The following is a 16,602-nucleotide window of genomic DNA, read 5'->3' as shown; positions in this document are numbered from 1 at the left end:
GGGAAAGGCCATTTATGGATGCAAAAAACCGGGCAAGCCCGTAAAGGCTTGCCCGGTTAGGATACGGATCCGGTTATCAGACTTCCTGGGCCGGATCGGACGTCGCCTCGACCGGAGCCGTCGGCTCGGCCGGCTTGTCCTCCGGCTTGGCGGCGAAACTGCTGCCCGGCTTCGGCGGACGCGGCGGCTTGCCGTCCATGATGTCGTTGATCTGCTCGGCGTCGATGGTCTCGAACTCCAGCAGCGCGGCGGTCATCGCCTCCACCTTGTCGCGGTTCTCGTCCAGCAGGCGGCGCGCCAGCGCGTACTGCTCGTCGATGATGCGGCGGATTTCCTGGTCCACCTGCTGCAGCGTCGCTTCCGACAGGTTCTTGTGGGTGGTGATCGAGCGGCCGAGGAACACTTCGCCCTCGTTTTCGCCATACACCATCGGGCCCAGCTTGTCCGACATGCCGTAGCGGGTGACCATGTCGCGCGCCATCTGCGTCGCGCGTTCGAAGTCGTTGCTGGCGCCGGTGGTCATCTGGTTCATGAACAGCTCTTCGGCGATGCGGCCGCCGAACAAAATGGCCAGACGGTCCATCAGGTAGCCGCGGTCGTAGGCGAAGCGGTCCTGCTCCGGCAGCTGCATGGTCACGCCCAGCGCGCGGCCGCGCGGGATGATGGTGACCTTGTGCACCGGGTCGGACTTCGGCAGCAGCTTGGCGACCACCGCGTGGCCGGACTCGTGGTAGGCGGTGTTCTTCTTCTCTTCCTCGGTCATCACCATGCTGCGGCGCTCGGCGCCCATCATGATCTTGTCCTTGGCGGATTCCAGGTCTTCCATGTCCACCAGGCGCTTGTTGCGGCGGGCGGCGAACAGGGCGGCCTCGTTGATCAGGTTGGCTAGGTCGGCGCCGGAGAAGCCCGGCGTGCCGCGCGCGATCACCTCGGCGTTGACGTCGGCGGCGATCGGCACCTTGCGCATGTGCACGTTCAGGATCTGCTCGCGGCCGCGGATGTCCGGCAGCGGCACCACCACCTGGCGGTCGAAACGGCCCGGCCGCTGCAGCGCCGGGTCCAGCACGTCCGGACGGTTGGTGGCAGCGATCACGATCACCGTGGAATTGGTGTCGAAGCCGTCCATCTCCACCAAGAGCTGGTTCAACGTTTGCTCGCGCTCGTCGTTGCCGCCGCCGAGGCCGGCGCCGCGCTGGCGGCCGACCGCGTCGATTTCGTCGATGAAGATGATGCACGGCGAGTTCTTCTTCGCCTGCTCGAACATGTCGCGCACGCGGGCCGCGCCGACGCCGACGAACATTTCCACGAAGTCGGAGCCGGAGATGCTGAAGAACGGCACCTTGGCTTCGCCGGCGATGGCCTTCGCCAGCAGCGTCTTGCCGGTGCCGGGACTGCCTGCCAGCAGGATGCCGCGCGGGATGCGGCCGCCCAGGCTCTGGTAGCGGGAAGGATCGCGCAGGTAGTCGACGATCTCCTTCACCTCTTCCTTGGCCTCGTCGCAGCCGGCCACATCGGCGAACACCACGGTGTTGGCGTCCTGGTCCAGCATGCGCGCCTTGCTCTTGCCGAACGAGAACGCGCCGCCCTTGCCGCCGCCCTGCATCTGGCGCATGAAGAACACCCACACGCCGATCAGCAGCAGCATCGGGAACCAACTGATGAAGATGCTCATCAGCATCGAAGGCTCTTCTTCCGGCTTGGCGGAGAAGCGCACGTTGTTCTTGATCAGGTCGCCCACCAGCTCCGGATCATACGGCGCATAGGTGGAGAAAGCCGTGCCGTCGGTCAATTTGCCCTTCAGCCATTGGCCGCGCAGCGGATGCCCCTCGATGGTCAGGGATTGCACTTTGCCCGACTCGACATCGCTGACGAACTGCGAGTACTCGAGCTGGTTCTGGGTGTCCTGGCGCTTGTTGAACTGATTGAAGACTGTCATCAGCACCAGGCCGATGATTACCCAGATGGCGATGTTTTTGCCGATATTGTTCACGAGTAGCGGACTCCTCTGTGCCCTGACTTTTTGGTTGCTTGTAGTAAATTGCTACGATTGTACGCCCCGCGGCAACTTGTGTCAGCGGCGACCCTTGCCCAGCAGATAGATTTCACTGGAACGATCGCGCGATGCCTTGGGTTTGCGGGTGACCACCTCGTCGAACAGCTCGCGCATGGCCTTGAGGTAGGACTGAAAATCGCTGCCCTGGAACACTTTGACGAGAAAGTGGCCGCCGGGTTTCAAATGATCGCGCGCAAAATCCAGAGCCAGTTCGCAAAGCAGGAAGCTTCTGGCCTGATCGATGGCGCTCATTCCTGACATATTGGGCGCCATGTCGGAAATTACAAGGTCAAGCGCCCGGCCGTCCAGCAAAGCTTCGAATTGTCTGAGCACGTCCTCTTCGCGGAAGTCGCCCTGGATGAAGCTGACGCCCGTCACCGGGTCCATATCCAGGATGTCGAGCGCGAACACCTTGCCCTGCTCGCCGACAATGCGCGCCGCCACCTGCGACCAGCTGCCCGGCGTGGAGCCGAGGTCGGCCAGCACGGTGCCGGGACGAATCAGCTTGTCCTTGTCGTTGATTTCCAGCAGCTTGTAGGCGGCGCGGGCGCGGTAGCCATCCTTTTGCGCCATCTGCACATATTGATCGTTGACGTGTTCCTGCAACCAGGAGTTGCTGCTCTTGCTTCTTGCCATCGTGGCGGATGCTTTCTGTCGGTTCAATCGTCAGGATAGCCGAATTGGCCGCTTTGCATCGCGCTATCCTGTTGTTTTTCGGTTATTTCAGGCCCGGACTTTGGGTACGGGGCCAAATTCTAGTAGAATCGGGTTTTGCTTTGAATTCCCTAGTTTCCATGAAAATTGACCTCAAGCCGTTTCAGCGCAAGTACCTGCAAGGCCTGGCGCACGGCATCGACCCGGTGGTGATGGTAGGCAACAACGGCCTGACCGAAGCCGTAGTCCGCGAAATCGCCATCAGCCTGGACGCCCATGAATTGATCAAGGTGCGCGTGCAAGGCGACGACCGCGAAGCCCGCGTCGCCATGTTCGAGCAGATCTGCGAAGAACTGGGCGCCGCCCCGGTTCAGCACATCGGCAAGCTGCTGGTGCTGTGGCGCCCCAGCGACAAGCAGCGCATCGCGCTGCCGAAGAACAAGCAGGCGCTCAAGGGCTGAGCGCCGCGCGCCGGATGTGAGAAAGCGGTGGCCGCGGCCACCGCTTTTTCTTTGCCCCGCCGCCGGCCGCGCTAGCCGCGGTCCTGCCAGACGTAGGCCAGGCCCAGCAGGCTCTGCAGCAGGTAGATCAGGCTGGAGATCGCGTGCCAGGTGGCGAAGCCGCCGCCGAACAGGCCTTCGGCCGCGTGGTTCATCTGCTGCTTCAGCGTGACGATGATGGGGGCCACGCCGAACTGGTTGATCAGCGTGCAGACCAGCATGCCGACGATCAGCCAGAAGCCGCCGTGCTTGAGCCCGGCCACGCCGTTGCGCCACACCTGGTCCACCAGCAGGATCACGCCGCACACCAGGCCCACCCAGGCGATGACGGCGAACAACCTGCCCGCCACCATGCCGGCCGTGGCCGCGTCCAGCGACTTGAACAAGACCGGCGCCACGATGATGCCGATCACCCACAATCCGCCAATCCAGAAGGTTTTGGCGAGAGCACGCAAGCCGTCCATCTTTCCCCCAAACTCGGCAACGGTCGCGGCCGGAAAAAACGCGCGGAACAGCGTGCCGCGCGTCGTTCAGGCCGGACTCAGATGTATTTGACGTCCAGTACTTCGTATTCGCGGATGCCGCCCGGCGCCACCACTTCGGCCACGTCGCCGGCTTCCTTGCCGATCAGCGCGCGCGAGATCGGCGAATTGACCGACACCTTGCTGACCTTGATGTCGGCTTCGTCGTCGCCGACGATCTGGTAGGTGACGCTCTCTTCGGTTTCCAGGTCCATCAGGTCGACCGTGGCGCCGAACACCACGCGGCCATCGGCGTCCAGTTCGGACGGATTGATGATCACGGCGTTGGACAGCTTGGCTTCCAGCTCGGCGATCCGGCCCTCCACGAAAGCCTGGCGCTCCTTGGCGGCGTCGTACTCGGCGTTTTCCGACAGGTCGCCATGCGAACGCGCTTCGGCAATGGCCTCGATCACCGCCGGACGCTCGATGCTCTTCAGGCGTTGCAGTTCTTCCTTCAGAAGCTCGGCGCCGCGTACAGTCAACGGGACTTTGATCATTACAGTATTCTCCACAGGCGGTTGTCCGCCTTCATCAAAAGCACAAGCCGCCGTACGGGACGGCGGCTTGCACAAGCGGGTTTCAGCGGGATTGTAACGGCAAATCGCCTCTACATCAAAGCCTACCCGTCAATACCCCTTCCTCAGCCTCGGATCTGCGCGTGCAGCTCTTGCACGCTGTAGACGTCGAAGGCTTCGGCGTGCTTCATCCCCACGCACACCGCCTTGGCGGCGGACAGCGTGGTGTATTGCGGCACCCGCGCCTGCAGGGCCGAGCGGCGGATGGAGTGGCTGTCCTGGATCGCCAGGCGCTTTTCATCCACGGTGTTGACCACCAGATCCACTTCGCCGTTCTTGATCATGTCGACGATGTGCGGACGGCCTTCGTTCACCTTGTTCACCACCTGCACGATCAGGCCGGCCTCGGTCAGATGCTTGGCGGTGCCGCGCGTCGCGCAGATGCCGAAGCCCAGCCGTTGCAGTTCGCGCGCCACGTCCACCGCGCCGTTCTTGTCGGAGTCGCGCACCGACAGGAACACCTTGCCGGTCTTGGGCAGGCGGTCGCCGGCGCCCAGCTGCGCCTTGACATAGGCTTCGGCGAAGGTCTTGCCCACGCCCATCACCTCGCCGGTGGACTTCATTTCCGGCCCCAGGATGGTGTCGACGCCCGGGAACTTGATGAAGGGGAACACCGCTTCCTTCACCGCGTAGAACGGCGGAATCACCTCGCTGGTGAAGCCTTGATCGGCCAGCTTGATGCCGGCCATCGCGCGGGCGGCGATCTTGGCCAGCGGCGCCGAGGTCACCTTGGAGACGAAGGGCACGGTGCGCGAGGCGCGCGGGTTCACTTCCAGCACGTAGATGGTTTCGCCCTGAATCGCGAACTGCACGTTCATCAGGCCAACCACATTCAGCGCGCGGGCCATCGCCACGGTCTGGCGGCGGATTTCATCCTGCAGCGCCGGGAACAGGCTGTACGGCGGCAGCGAGCAGGCCGAGTCGCCGGAGTGGACGCCGGCTTGCTCGACGTGCTGCATGATGCCGCCGATCACCACCTGCTCGCCGTCGGACACGCAGTCGACGTCCACTTCGATGGCGTCGTTGAGGAAGCGGTCCAGCAGCACCGGGCTGTCGTTGGACACCTTCACCGCCTCGCGCATGTAGCGCTCCAGATCGGCCGGCTCGTGGACGATTTCCATCGCGCGGCCGCCCAGCACGTAAGACGGACGCACCACCAGCGGGTAGCCGATCTCCTCGGCCAGCGTCATCGCCTCGGCCGGCGCGCGCGCGGTGCGGTTCGGCGGCTGCTTCAGGCCCAGCTCCTGCAACAGCTTCTGGAAGCGCTCGCGGTCTTCGGCGGCGTCGATCATGTCAGGCGTGGTGCCGATGATGGGCACGCCGTTGGCCTCCAGCGCGCGCGCCAGCTTCAGCGGCGTCTGGCCGCCGTACTGGACGATGACGCCGAACGGCTTCTCGATGCGGCAGATCTCCAGCACGTCTTCCAGCGTCAGCGGCTCGAAGTACAGGCGGTCGGAGGTGTCATAGTCGGTGGACACGGTTTCCGGATTGCAGTTGACCATGATGGTCTCGAAGCCGGATTCGCGCAGGCTCAATGCCGCGTGCACGCAGCAGTAGTCGAACTCGATGCCCTGGCCGATGCGGTTCGGTCCGCCGCCCAGCACCATCACCTTCTTGCGGTCGGTGGGCTGGGATTCGCACTCTTCCTCATAGGTGGAGTACATGTAGGCGGTATTGGTGGCGAACTCCGCCGCGCAGGTGTCGACGCGCTTGTACACCGGATGCAGGCCCAGCGCCCAGCGCTTGGCGCGCACCGCGGCCTGATCAGAGCCCAACAATTCGCCCAGGCGGCGGTCGGAGAAGCCCTTGCGCTTCAGGCGGCGCAGCTCGGCGTAGTCCAGTTCCTCGATCTTGCGGCCGCCCAGCGCTTTTTCCTCGCCGATCAGGTCCTCGATCTGCGCCAGGAACCACGGGTCGATCTTGCTGACGGCGTGGATGTCGTCGCGGCTCATGCCGATGCGGAAGGCGTCGGCGACGTATAGGATGCGCTCCGGCCCTGGGGTGCCCAGCTCGTGGCGGATGGCGGCTTCGTCGGTGGTGACAGGGTCGAAGCCGGACAAGCCGGTCTCCAGGCCGCGCAGCGCTTTCTGCATCGATTCCTGCAGCGTGCGGCCCATCGCCATCACTTCGCCCACCGACTTCATCTGGGTGGTCAGGCGGTCGTCGGCCTGTGGGAATTTTTCAAACGCGAAACGCGGGATCTTGGTGACCACGTAGTCGATCGACGGCTCGAACGAAGCCGGGGTGGCGCCGCCGGTGATGTCGTTCTTCAGCTCGTCCAGCGTGAAGCCCACCGCCAGCTTGGCGGCGATCTTGGCGATCGGGAAGCCGGTGGCCTTGGACGCCAGCGCGGAGGAACGGCTGACGCGCGGGTTCATCTCGATGACGATCATCTCGCCGGTGGCCGGATTGGTGGCGAACTGCACATTGGAGCCGCCGGTATCCACGCCGATCTCGCGCAGCACCGCCAGGGAGGCGTTGCGCATGATCTGGTATTCCTTGTCGGTCAGCGTCTGCGCCGGGGCCACGGTGATGGAGTCGCCGGTGTGCACGCCCATCGGGTCGAAGTTTTCGATCGAACAGATGATGATGCAGTTGTCGTTCTTGTCGCGAACGACTTCCATCTCGTATTCCTTCCAGCCCAGCACCGACTGCTCGATCAGCAATTCATGGGTGGGGGAGGCTTCGAAGCCGCGCTCGCAGATCGCCAGGAATTCTTCCTTGTTGTAGGCGATGCCGCCGCCGGAGCCGCCCATGGTGAAGGACGGGCGGATCAGCGTCGGGAAGCCCACCTTGGTCTGCGCTTCCAGCGACTCTTCCATGGTGTGGCAGACGAAGGACAGCGGGCAGGACAGGCCGATCTTGGCCATCGCCTCCTTGAAGCGGCCGCGGTCTTCGGCCTTATCGATCGCGTCTTCGGTGGCGCCGATCAGCTCGACTTTGTATTTTTCCAGCACGCCGTGCTTGGCCAGGTCCAGCGCGCAGTTCAGCGCGGTCTGGCCGCCCATGGTCGGCAGGATGGCGTCCGGACGCTCCTTGGCGATGATCTTCTCCACCACTTTCCAGGTGATGGGCTCGATGTAGGTGACGTCGGCCATGTCCGGGTCGGTCATGATGGTGGCCGGGTTGGAGTTCACCAGGACTACCTTGTAGCCCTCCTCGCGCAGGGCCTTGCACGCCTGGGCGCCGGAATAGTCGAATTCGCAGGCCTGGCCGATGACGATGGGGCCGGCGCCAATGATCAGGATGCTTTTAATGTCGGTACGCTTTGGCATGGTCTTAACTCTATTTCAATAATCAATTCGGTCTGGCCGCGCGGCAGCCCGCGCGGCGCCCTCACACTCAACCCAGCCCCGCCGCCGCCAGCTTGGCGCCGAAGCCGACGAACACCGCGCCCACCGAGCCGCCCAGCGCCGCCGACAGCTTGCGGCGGCGGCGGAAGGCCGCGGCCAGGCGGTTGCCGGCCAGGATCAGCAGCGTCATGTAGCTCAGGCTGCACACCTGCACGATCAGGCCCAGGCCGGCGAAAGTCAGCGCCGGGTACGGGTAGCCCGGATCGACGAACTGGACGAAGAAGGACACGAAGAACAGGATGGCCTTCGGATTCATCAGGCTGATCAGCAGCGCCTTGCGGTACGGATGGCCGCTGGCCAGCGCCGACGGCGCCGCCGACGCTTCCTCGCCGCGCCGCATGCGCCGCCAGCCGACGATGGCGCCCTTCACCATATTGAAGCCCAGCCAGGCGAGATAGCCGCCGCCCAGGTACTTGATCACCGCGAACAGCGCCGGATTGGCCTGCAGCAAGCCCGCCGCGCCGATGGCGGCCAGCGTCATCAGGGTGAAGTCGCCGCTCATCACGCCGGCGGCGGCGGAAAAGCCGGCGCGGATGCCGCGCTGCGCCGCCACCGACAGCACGAACATCATGTTCGGCCCCGGCAGCAGGACGATGATCAGCGTGCCGATCAGATAGGTGGTGAGGTCGGTAATGCCTAACATGCTGTGCTCCGGATCACTTGCGCTCGGTCATCGCGCCGATGAAACGGTCGAACAGGTAAGCCACGTCCTCCGGTCCCGGACTCGCTTCCGGGTGGCCCTGGAACGAGAACGCCGGACGATCGGTCAGCGCGATGCCCTGCACCGTGCCGTCGAACAGCGAACGGTGGGTGACGCGGACATTGGCCGGCAGGCTGGTTTCATCGACCTGGAAGCCGTGGTTCTGGCTGGTGATCATCACGCGGCCGGAGTCCAGGTCCTGCACCGGGTGGTTGGCGCCGTGGTGGCCGAACTTCATCTTGGAGGTCTTGGCGCCGGAAGCCAGGCCCAGCAACTGGTGGCCGAGGCAGATGCCGAATACCGGCAGCTTGGTTTCCAGGATTTCGCGGATGGCGTCGATCGCGTAGTCGCACGGTTCCGGATCGCCCGGGCCGTTGGACAGGAACACGCCGTGCGGATTGAGCGCCAGCACGTCCTTGGCCGGGGTCTGGGCCGGCACGATGGTCAGCTGGCAGCCGCGCTCGGCCAGCATGCGCAGGATGTTGTGCTTGACGCCGAAGTCGTAGGCCACCACGTGGAAACGGGTGGACGACTGCACCTGGTAGCCGGCGCCCAGCTGCCATTGTTTCTCGGTCCAGGCGTACGGTTTACGGCAGCTGACAACCTTGGCCAGGTCCTGGCCGGCCATGCTGCCGAAACCGCGGGCCAGTTCCAGCGCCTTGGCCTCGTCGATGTCGCCGGCCATGATGCAGCCGGCTTGCGCGCCCTTCTCGCGCAGGATGCGCGTCAGGCGGCGGGTGTCGATATCGGCGATGGCGACGACGTTATGCTTTTTCAGGTAGTCGGACAGCGAGTCTTCGGCGCGGAAGTTGCTGTGCAGCAGCGGCAGATCGCGGATGATCAGGCCGGATGCAAAAACGGCGCTGGATTCGGTATCTTCCGAATTCGCGCCGACGTTTCCGATATGGGGATAGGTCAGAGTGACGATCTGCCTGGTATAGGAAGGATCCGTGAGGATTTCCTGGTAACCGGTGATGGCGGTATTGAATACCACCTCGCCGACCGTGTGGCCAGCGGCACCGATAGCACTACCTTTGAAAAGCGTGCCGTCAGCCAAGACAAGGATTGCGGGGGTGTTTGACACTGGCTGGCTCCTGTTGCATTTGCCTGGGCGCTTGTACAAAAACCGGCTGCGCCGGTTTCGTTTTCCACCCTGGGATTTTCGAATTTCTTATGTGAATAACGGGACTGAGCGCCTTGCGCCAGTCCCGTTTGGATAAACCTTTCTATAATATCGCGCATATTGCAATCGCACAATACGCCAACCGTCATTTTTTGCAAAAAAACCGTCACATCCCCGGCTTCACCTGCCAGCTGACGCTGGTGGGGCCCGCCGGCTGGCCCAGCATCAGCAGCAGCGGCTTGAGCGCGTCGTACTGTTCCGGCGGGCTGTCGGCGGTGCCCGCCATGCTGAAGGCGCCGCCGGCCGGCCAGTTGCCCTGGCCGTTGATCATCAGCGGCCCTTCCAGCGTGGACAGCGTGAAGTTCAGCCCCTGCGGCGTGCCGGCGGCGTCCAGCTGGTAGCTGCCGAAAGGCAGCACCGTGGTCAGCGGCGACGCCGCGCCGCGCCAGGCCAGCTGCACCGCGCCGCTGACTTCCTTGCCTTGGCGCGCCAATTGGGGAATGTTCAGCTGCAATTCGCCACCCAGCCTGGCCGCCTGCCAAGTTTTGGACAGATTGGCCAGCGCCGCCACCGGCATCGACAGCGCCAGGCCGCGCACTTCCTGCTTGCCCAAGCCCAGCTGCAGCAAGCCCGGCTGGCCGGCGCTGTCCAGATGCCAGACCAACAGGCCGGACAACAAGGCCTTGGGCTGCCATTGCCAGCCTAGCGGGCTCATGCCCTGCACTTCGCCGGCCGGCCCCAGGTACACCAGCTGGGCGCCGCCGTTCCAGACCGTGCCCCTGGCGTCGCTGACGCCCCAGCGGCCATCGCTCCAGCGCGCCACCGGCACCGCCAGCAGGTTGGCCGGCAGCGCCGACAGCGCGCCGGCCAGCAGCAGGACAGCCAGCCCCAGCCACTTGATCATCCGCCGCCTCATGCCGCCGCTCCCGCGTGCGCCAGCAGCGCCTTGATCTTGACCTGGCCCGGCACCGGCTGCGCCTCCATCTTCACGTTCACCACCCGCACCTGCTGCTGCGCCGCCAACACGCCGGCGAAACGCACCCAGGCGTCGAACCCCACCACGCCTTCCATGTCGACGCCGGACTCGCCGTCCTGGCTGAACTGCAGCGCGGCGACCGCCAGGCCCTGGCTCTTGGCGGTCTGCTGCAATAGCGGAATCAGTTCCTTGGCCGGCAGCGGCGTCTGCGCCGGCTGGCGCTTGAGCTTGTCGGCCTCGGCGGCCAGGCTGCGCACCGCGCCCAGCTCGGCCTGCAGCCGCGCCACCGACGCGCGGTTGCGCTGCAGCGAGGCGCTGGCCGGCTCCCACACCGCCAGGTACAGCAGCGCCGCGCCCAGCACCAGCGCCATCGCCGCCAGCAGGCGCTGCTCGCGCGCGCTGCGTTGCTGCCAGTAGTCGAGAAATTGTTGCTTGTAGGCTGTCATCACGGCTCCCGCGCCACCACCAGTTGTTTGCTGCCAGGCTGGCTGCTCGTCGCATCCAGCATGATCTGGCGCGCCGCCAGCACTTTGCGCCAGCGCGCCAGGCTTTCCGCCGGCACCTCGTTCACCTGCAGCTTCAGCCGGCCGGCCTCGTACTCCAGCGAGCGCGCTTGCAGATCGCGGCCGCTGGCCGCGGCCAGCGCGCCCATCAGCTCCAGCATGTCGTCGCGCGCCGGCAAGCCGTGGCTGAGCCGCAGCTTGTCGACCGCGCGCGTCATCAGCAGCGCGCTGCTGCCCGGCATCGCCTGGCCGCCGGTCCACGGCGCGGCGGCGCTCTTGATCTGCTGCGACAAGCTGTGCTTCTGCCAGGCGTACCAGCCGGACTGGCACAGCGTCAGCAGCAATTGCGCCGCCAGCAGGCCGCCCAGCAGCCAGCCGGCCCGCTTCAGCGACGGCGCCCAGTCGCGCCAGCGGCGGTTGGCCGCCAGCTCGCCCTGGGCGAAGTCGAAGCCGCCCTCGCGTTTCCCTTGTTTCCAGTCGTGGGCTGCGCCGCGCGCGCTGTCGCCCTGCCAGCCCGGCAGGCGGCTCAGCAGCTCCTCGGGACGCTCCACGCCGTGCAGTTGCAGCCGCGCCGGCGGCGACAGCGCCAGCAGCGAGGCGAACAGCGCCTGCTCCACCGCCGCGCCGCCGCGCGGCAGGCAGGCGGCGTACGGCGAGGCCGCGCGCACCAGATAGCGGTCGGCCAGCGCCGTCACGCTCCAGCCGTCGGCCGGCGGCGGCGGCAGCAGGCACTCCTCCGGTACGATGCGGTCGCACAAGCGGCCCAGGCTTTTCAGCATCGCCACCGCTCGGCGCAGCGCCGCCGCCTCGGTCACCGCCACCAGGCGGCGGCCGTCGGCCAGCGTCGGCCCCGGCGCGTACAGATTGGCGCCCGGATCGTTGCCCAGCCCCTCTTCCAGCGCGAAGCCCATCACCGCCGGCGTCGGCTGCTTCACCGCGTCCGGCAGCCTGGCTTCGGCGAACAGGGTGCGGCCGGCCGGCAGCACCAGTTCGCAATGGTCGGCCTTGGGCCAGCCTCCCGGCGCGCTGTCGCCCTGGGCGCTCAGCTCGCCGCGGGCGCCCAGCAGCGCCCAGGGCAAGCCCGGCTCGCTATCGGGCCAGCCCGCCCGCAGATAGAGTCGCAGCGTCGTCATGTTTTTCTCCACCGGGCCGCGCCGACTGGCTGCGGCCGTCATTGCCGTCCTGCCGCCACAACAGCTTGACGGCGTTCGGGCTACTGTAAATCATCGCTCGCATCTGCAGGCGCGCCTTGCCGAAGCTGGAGCGGCTGTCGAGCTGGAAATAACTGGACGCGGCGCCGTAGTCGGTGTCGGCGACGGCCACCGCGCCCGGCAAGCGGGCCTTGAAGTCGGCCGCGTCCTTGAAATAATTGCTCTTGCGCTGGTTCAACAGCACCAGCAGATTGCCGTCGCCTATCCCCGGCAGCAGCGTCTTCATCACCATGTCGGTGGCGGTATTGACGTTGATCTGGCTGACGCCGGGCGGCAGCGCCGCCACATGCGGCGCCAGCTTCTCCATCACTTCCGGCGTGTAGCCGGGCAGCCAGCGCAGCATTTCCACCCGCAGCAGCGGATGGTTGGGCTGCGGCGCGGCCGCGTTGCCGCTGTCTGCCGCCGGCTGGCGGCCATCGTCCTCCCGGCCGCCGCGCAGCGACTTGAGCAGCGGCTCCGACAGCTTGCTAGGCAGCCCCAGCGTCACCAGCAGGCGCTTGTAGAACACCACCTGGCGGGTATTGGTCTGGCCGTTCGCCACCAGCGAATTGAGATTGAAGCGGCCTTGCAGGTCGGACAGCGAGCCGCTCACCTTCACTCCCTGGGCCTCGGTTTGCGGCAAGGGCTGCGCCCACAGCTGCGACAGCGCCACCACGCCGTTGCCGGCCGGCCCGCTGTTGAAGCGCAGAATCTCCATCGCCCAACCCAGGCCGGCGTCGGCCACCAGCCGCAGCTGCGCGCGGCTCTTGTCGTTTTCCAGCTGGTGCCACCACAGCCCCTGCTGCCACAGCACCAGGCTGGCCGCGGTGGTGGCCAGCGCCACGATCAGCAGCGCCATGATCACCGCCATGCCGGATTGCCGCCGCCTCATGGCAGGCTCCAGATGCGGCGCACCGGCTGCTGCCCCGGCATCAGCACCCGCATTTCCAGCGCCCGCGCCACCCGGCCCTGAGCGGCATCGCCCATCGGCCAGGCGTCCTGCCAACTGCCGTCGTTCAACATCACCCGCCAGCTCACCTTCATGTCCGGCCCCAGCAGCGCGTAGCGGATCGGCTCGCCGCCGCCGGCGTCGCCGGCAGACCAGCTGAGGCCGCCGCCGCCGGCGTGATAGGAAATGCGCTCCATGCCGCCCAGATAGCGGGCGGACACCGACTCCAGCACCAGCGACTGGCCCTTGCCGTCCTGCAGCAGCGTCAGGCTGCTGGCGCCCAGCGCCAGCCCCTGCTGCTGGTCTCCGGCGCTGGGCTGCGGCTGCTGGCCGCTCAGGTCGCTCTCCAGCCGGCGGAAGGCGCGCGCCGCGTCCACCCATTGTTCGCCGGTCTGCATCAGCCGCTCGCGCGCGATCAACAGCGAGCCGAACGCCTTGTAACCCATCACCGACAAGATGGCCAGCAGGCTCATCGCCACCAGGATTTCCAGCAGCGTCATGCCGCCCTGCCCGCGCGCGCTCAACCGCCGCTCCCGGCCGTCTGGTGCAGGTAGCCGGTGACTTCGGCCAGCACGTAGTGGCCGCTGCCCGGCGCCAGGATGCGCACCACCACCTTGCGGAAATTGGGATTGGGAGTCGGCGTGATATCGCGCTCCCAGCGCCAGGCGATGCCGTCCTCCTTGCTCTCGCCGGCCTGCTGCCCGGGTTCGGGGAACTGCCGCAGCGCCTGCAGCGCGGCGATCTGGTTCTGCGCCTCCCAATTGGCCTGCATCCGCCGCTCCATGCCTTCGGCGTTGTCGGCGGCGAGGCCGGTGGCGCGCAGCAACGCTCCCAGCGCCACCGCGATGATGGCCAGCGCCACCAGCACTTCGAACAGAGTGAAACCTTGCTGCCGCCTCATGAGCCGTCCGCCACCGTCACCCGGCCCAGCGGCGACTGCAATATCGTCAAGCGCCGGCCCGCGCCGCCCAGCCTGAGCGCCAGCGTCGCCGCCCGGCCGTCCTGCCACAACAGCAGGGGCCTGCCCGCCGGCCAGGGCTTGCCGTCCAACAGCACGCCCTCGCCCTGGATGCCGTCCGGCCAAGGATGCTCAGCCAGCAGGTCGTCGCCGGCCGCCACCCAGTTGCCGTCGTCGTCCTGCCGGCTGAAGGCATAGCCCTTGGCGTTCCAGCTCAAGGCCAGCGTGTCGCCCATTTCGGCGGCGTCGCCGGCTTGCTCCAGCACCCGCGCGAAGCGATAGGCCTCGTCGTTCAGCAGACGATGGGTGTCGGGCCGCAGGCTGAGGGTCACGGTGGTGGCCAGGACGCCGATGATCAGCATCACCACCATCACCTCGATCAGCGTGAAGCCGCGCTGGCGCGGGCGCATCATGCCGGTTCTCGCTCAGGCGCGCTTACTTGCCGCTGTCCCAGTTGCCGATGTCGGCGTCGTTGCCCTCGCCGCCCGGCTCGCCGTCGGCGCCGAAGCTCCAGATGTCGATTTCGCCGTGCGTGCCCGGGTTGGCGTACTGGTAGGCGTTGCCCCACGGGTCTTTCGGCAGGCGCTCCAGGTAGCCGCCCGGCTTCCAGTTCTTCGGCTCCGGCGCCGCGGTCGGTTTCTGCACCAGCGCCGACAAGCCCTGGTCAGAGCTGGGATAGCGGCCATTGTCCAGCCGGTACAGCTTCAGCGCCTGACTGATGGCGCCGATGTCCTGCTTGGCGGCGACGATGCGCGCCTCGTCCGGACGGCTCATCACCTTGGGCACCACCAGCGCGGCCAGCACGCCGAGGATGACGATCACCACCATGATCTCGATCAGGGTGAAACCGCGCTGGGCGGTACGTTTCAACTGTTTCATCGCTTCTCCATCATTTGATCCGGCGGCGCTTGGCCATGCCGGGTTGCTTCCAATTTCCGAATATCCGTCAAACAGCCGGGCAGGATCTCATCCTCCCGGCCTGCAAGTCATTTTTCCTGATCGAGCGCCTGTTGCAGCAGCGTCTGCAGCGCGTCGACGCGCCGGCGCAGGCTGATGCACTCGCGCAAGGCCGACACGGCAAACAGATAGCCCGCGATGGCCGTCACGGCCAGCAAGGCCATCCACGCTCCCGACTGAAGAAAAACCACGGCGCCGATGCTGGCGGCAACCGCCAGCCATAGCGCCGGATGCCAGGCCTGGATGGGCAAGGGCCGCCGCGCCGCCAGCGCGGCGCGCGCCTTGTCCCTATCCGCCACCGCGTCCAGCAATTTCCGGTATTCGCGGTTGCGGATCGGGTCGGCGTCCAGCATCTTGTCTTTCGCCATGGGCACGGCTCAATGCACCATCTGGTTCATGTCGATGATGGGCATCATGATCGCCAGCACGATCAGCAGCACCATGCCGCCCATCACCAGGATCAGCAAGGGCTCCATCAGCGTGGTGAAGGTGGCCAGCTTGCGCTCCACCTCCTGTTCCTGCTGCTGCGCGGCGCGGTCCAGCATCTGCGACAGCGTGCCGCTGGCCTCGCCGCTGGAAATCAGGTGGATCAGCACCGGCGGGAACTGCTTGCTGGCGTTGAGCGCGCGCGACAGCGACACGCCTTCGCGCACCTTGGCCATCGCGTCGGCCACCGCGTCCTGCATCGGCAGCATGGTCATCAGGCCGCGCGCGGTCTCCAGCGCGGTCAAGAGCGGCACGCCCGAACCCACCAGAATGGACATGGTGCTGGCCATGCGCGCGGTGTTGAGCGCGCGGAACAGGCGGCCGAACACCGGCAGCCTCAGCACCCAGGCATGGAAACGGCGCTTGAGCAGCGGCGCGCGCAAGGCGCGCACCGTCAGCGCCACCGCCGCGACGATGGACGCCAGCAGCAGCAGGCCCCATTGGCGCAGGAAATCGCTGCACGCCACCAGCGCGCGGGTGAGGAAAGGCAGCGATTGCTTGGTCTGCGCGAACACGCTGACCACCTGCGGCACCACATAGGTCATCAGGCCGGACACCACCAGGATGGCGACGAAGGTCACCACCGCCGGGTAGGCGAGCGCCAGCGTCACTTTCTGCTGGGTGTTCTGCCGCTTATCCAGGTATTCCGCCAGCCGCGCCATCACCATGTCGAGGTGGCCAGACTGCTCGCCGGCCTGCACCAGCGAGCGGTACAAGGGCGAGAACACGCCGGGCGCGGCGGACAGCGCCTGGGCGAAGCTCTTGCCTTCCAGGATGTCGCTGCGCAGCGCCGCCAGCACGGTGCGGGCGCGCGGGCTTTCCGCCTGCTCGGTCACCGCGGTCAGCGCCTTCTCCAGGGTCAGGCCGGCGTTGAGCAGCGTCGACAGCTGCTCGGTGAGCATCACCAGCTCGGCGCGCGGCAGGCCGCGGCGCAACACATTGCTGCCGGAGTTGCCGGTCTTGGCGTTGACGCTGTCCACCGCCACCGGCAGCAGGCCGCGCTCGCGCAGCTGCGCGCGGGCGGCGCGGGCGGAGTCGGCCTCCAGCAGGCCATTCTGCTCCTTGCCGGCCGCATCGTAGGCGGTGTATCGGAAGGCGGCCATA

Annotated in this window: 18 protein-coding genes; 1 reads left to right on the top strand and 17 read right to left on the bottom strand. The window is 66.4% G+C overall.

Going from position 1 to position 16,602, the window contains the following annotated elements; all coding sequences use genetic code 11:
- Window positions 1–76: 76 nt before the first annotated feature.
- Together ftsH and rlmE are read right to left on the bottom strand one after the other, a co-directional pair.
- Window positions 77–1,990 (bottom strand): ATP-dependent zinc metalloprotease FtsH, encoded by a 1,914-nt coding sequence (gene ftsH / locus U6115_RS05280; protein WP_043578675.1) that lies wholly within the window; start codon window positions 1,988–1,990, stop codon window positions 77–79.
- Window positions 1,991–2,071: 81 nt separating this feature from the next.
- Window positions 2,072–2,689, bottom strand: a complete 618-nt coding sequence (rlmE, locus tag U6115_RS05275) for a 23S rRNA (uridine(2552)-2'-O)-methyltransferase RlmE (RefSeq protein ID WP_043578672.1) — start codon at window positions 2,687–2,689, stop codon at window positions 2,072–2,074.
- 158 nt (window positions 2,690–2,847) lie between these two features.
- Here rlmE and yhbY point away from each other — a divergent pair, with 158 nt between their 5' ends.
- Window positions 2,848–3,168, top strand: a complete 321-nt coding sequence (gene yhbY / locus U6115_RS05270; RefSeq protein ID WP_043578669.1) for a ribosome assembly RNA-binding protein YhbY — start codon at window positions 2,848–2,850, stop codon at window positions 3,166–3,168.
- A gap of 71 nt (window positions 3,169–3,239) precedes the next feature.
- Here the strand turns inward: yhbY and U6115_RS05265 are convergent, their stop codons facing one another.
- The 15 genes from U6115_RS05265 to gspF form a co-directional block, all read right to left on the bottom strand.
- Window positions 3,240–3,671, bottom strand: a complete 432-nt coding sequence (locus U6115_RS05265; protein ID WP_043578666.1) for a DUF4149 domain-containing protein — start codon at window positions 3,669–3,671, stop codon at window positions 3,240–3,242.
- A 77-nt stretch (window positions 3,672–3,748) separates the two neighbouring features.
- On the bottom strand, window positions 3,749–4,225 hold the full coding sequence (greA, locus tag U6115_RS05260) for a transcription elongation factor GreA (protein ID WP_043578663.1): 477 nt from the start codon (window positions 4,223–4,225) through the stop codon (window positions 3,749–3,751).
- Window positions 4,226–4,368: 143 nt separating this feature from the next.
- A complete protein-coding gene (gene carB, locus U6115_RS05255; RefSeq protein ID WP_043578660.1) occupies window positions 4,369–7,578 on the bottom strand; it encodes a carbamoyl-phosphate synthase large subunit in 3,210 nt (1,069 codons plus the stop codon).
- A 67-nt stretch (window positions 7,579–7,645) separates the two neighbouring features.
- The gene (gene leuE / locus U6115_RS05250) at window positions 7,646–8,299 is read right to left on the bottom strand and encodes a leucine efflux protein LeuE (protein WP_043578658.1); all 654 of its coding nucleotides are present in this window, start codon (window positions 8,297–8,299) and stop codon (window positions 7,646–7,648) included.
- Window positions 8,300–8,312: 13 nt separating this feature from the next.
- Window positions 8,313–9,440: a glutamine-hydrolyzing carbamoyl-phosphate synthase small subunit gene (gene carA, locus U6115_RS05245; protein ID WP_043578823.1), complete on the bottom strand. Its 1,128-nt coding sequence runs from the start codon at window positions 9,438–9,440 to the stop codon at window positions 8,313–8,315.
- Between the two features lie 205 nt (window positions 9,441–9,645).
- Window positions 9,646–10,383 carry a type II secretion system protein N gene (locus tag U6115_RS05240; protein WP_043578656.1) on the bottom strand — a complete coding sequence of 246 codons (738 nt, stop codon included), beginning with the start codon at window positions 10,381–10,383 and terminating at the stop codon, window positions 9,646–9,648.
- A gap of 8 nt (window positions 10,384–10,391) precedes the next feature.
- The gene (gene gspM, locus U6115_RS05235) at window positions 10,392–10,901 is read right to left on the bottom strand and encodes a type II secretion system protein GspM (RefSeq protein WP_043578653.1); all 510 of its coding nucleotides are present in this window, start codon (window positions 10,899–10,901) and stop codon (window positions 10,392–10,394) included.
- Window positions 10,901–12,091: a type II secretion system protein GspL gene (gene gspL / locus U6115_RS05230; protein ID WP_043578650.1), complete on the bottom strand. Its 1,191-nt coding sequence runs from the start codon at window positions 12,089–12,091 to the stop codon at window positions 10,901–10,903. Before gspL ends, gspM begins: the two co-directional genes overlap by 1 nt.
- A complete protein-coding gene (gspK, locus tag U6115_RS05225) occupies window positions 12,048–13,040 on the bottom strand; it encodes a type II secretion system minor pseudopilin GspK (RefSeq protein ID WP_080509373.1) in 993 nt (330 codons plus the stop codon). The genes gspL and gspK overlap by 44 nt, the downstream gene beginning before the upstream one ends.
- Window positions 13,037–13,621, bottom strand: a complete 585-nt coding sequence (locus tag U6115_RS05220) for a type II secretion system protein GspJ (protein WP_043578639.1) — start codon at window positions 13,619–13,621, stop codon at window positions 13,037–13,039. Before U6115_RS05220 ends, gspK begins: the two co-directional genes overlap by 4 nt.
- Window positions 13,618–13,998, bottom strand: a complete 381-nt coding sequence (gene gspI, locus U6115_RS05215) for a type II secretion system minor pseudopilin GspI (RefSeq protein WP_043578637.1) — start codon at window positions 13,996–13,998, stop codon at window positions 13,618–13,620. The genes U6115_RS05220 and gspI overlap by 4 nt, the downstream gene beginning before the upstream one ends.
- Window positions 13,995–14,468, bottom strand: coding sequence for a prepilin-type N-terminal cleavage/methylation domain-containing protein (locus tag U6115_RS05210; RefSeq protein ID WP_043578633.1), 474 nt, complete (start codon window positions 14,466–14,468; stop codon window positions 13,995–13,997). The genes gspI and U6115_RS05210 overlap by 4 nt, the downstream gene beginning before the upstream one ends.
- Window positions 14,469–14,490: 22 nt before the next feature.
- Entirely contained in the window at window positions 14,491–14,934 is a 444-nt protein-coding gene (gspG, locus tag U6115_RS05205; RefSeq protein ID WP_043578630.1) for a type II secretion system major pseudopilin GspG, read from the bottom strand.
- A gap of 107 nt (window positions 14,935–15,041) precedes the next feature.
- A complete protein-coding gene (locus U6115_RS05200; RefSeq protein WP_043578627.1) occupies window positions 15,042–15,380 on the bottom strand; it encodes a hypothetical protein in 339 nt (112 codons plus the stop codon).
- 9 nt (window positions 15,381–15,389) lie between these two features.
- Complete coding sequence (gspF, locus tag U6115_RS05195) at window positions 15,390–16,601, bottom strand: type II secretion system inner membrane protein GspF (RefSeq protein ID WP_043578624.1); 1,212 nt, start codon at window positions 16,599–16,601, stop codon at window positions 15,390–15,392.
- Window position 16,602: the final 1 nt, after the last annotated feature.

Origin of the sequence: Chromobacterium subtsugae (assembly GCF_035919665.1) — a bacterium.
In the GTDB taxonomy this organism is placed as follows: Bacteria; Pseudomonadota; Gammaproteobacteria; order Burkholderiales; family Chromobacteriaceae; genus Chromobacterium; species Chromobacterium subtsugae.
This window is presented reverse-complemented; position numbering and strand designations above follow the sequence as displayed.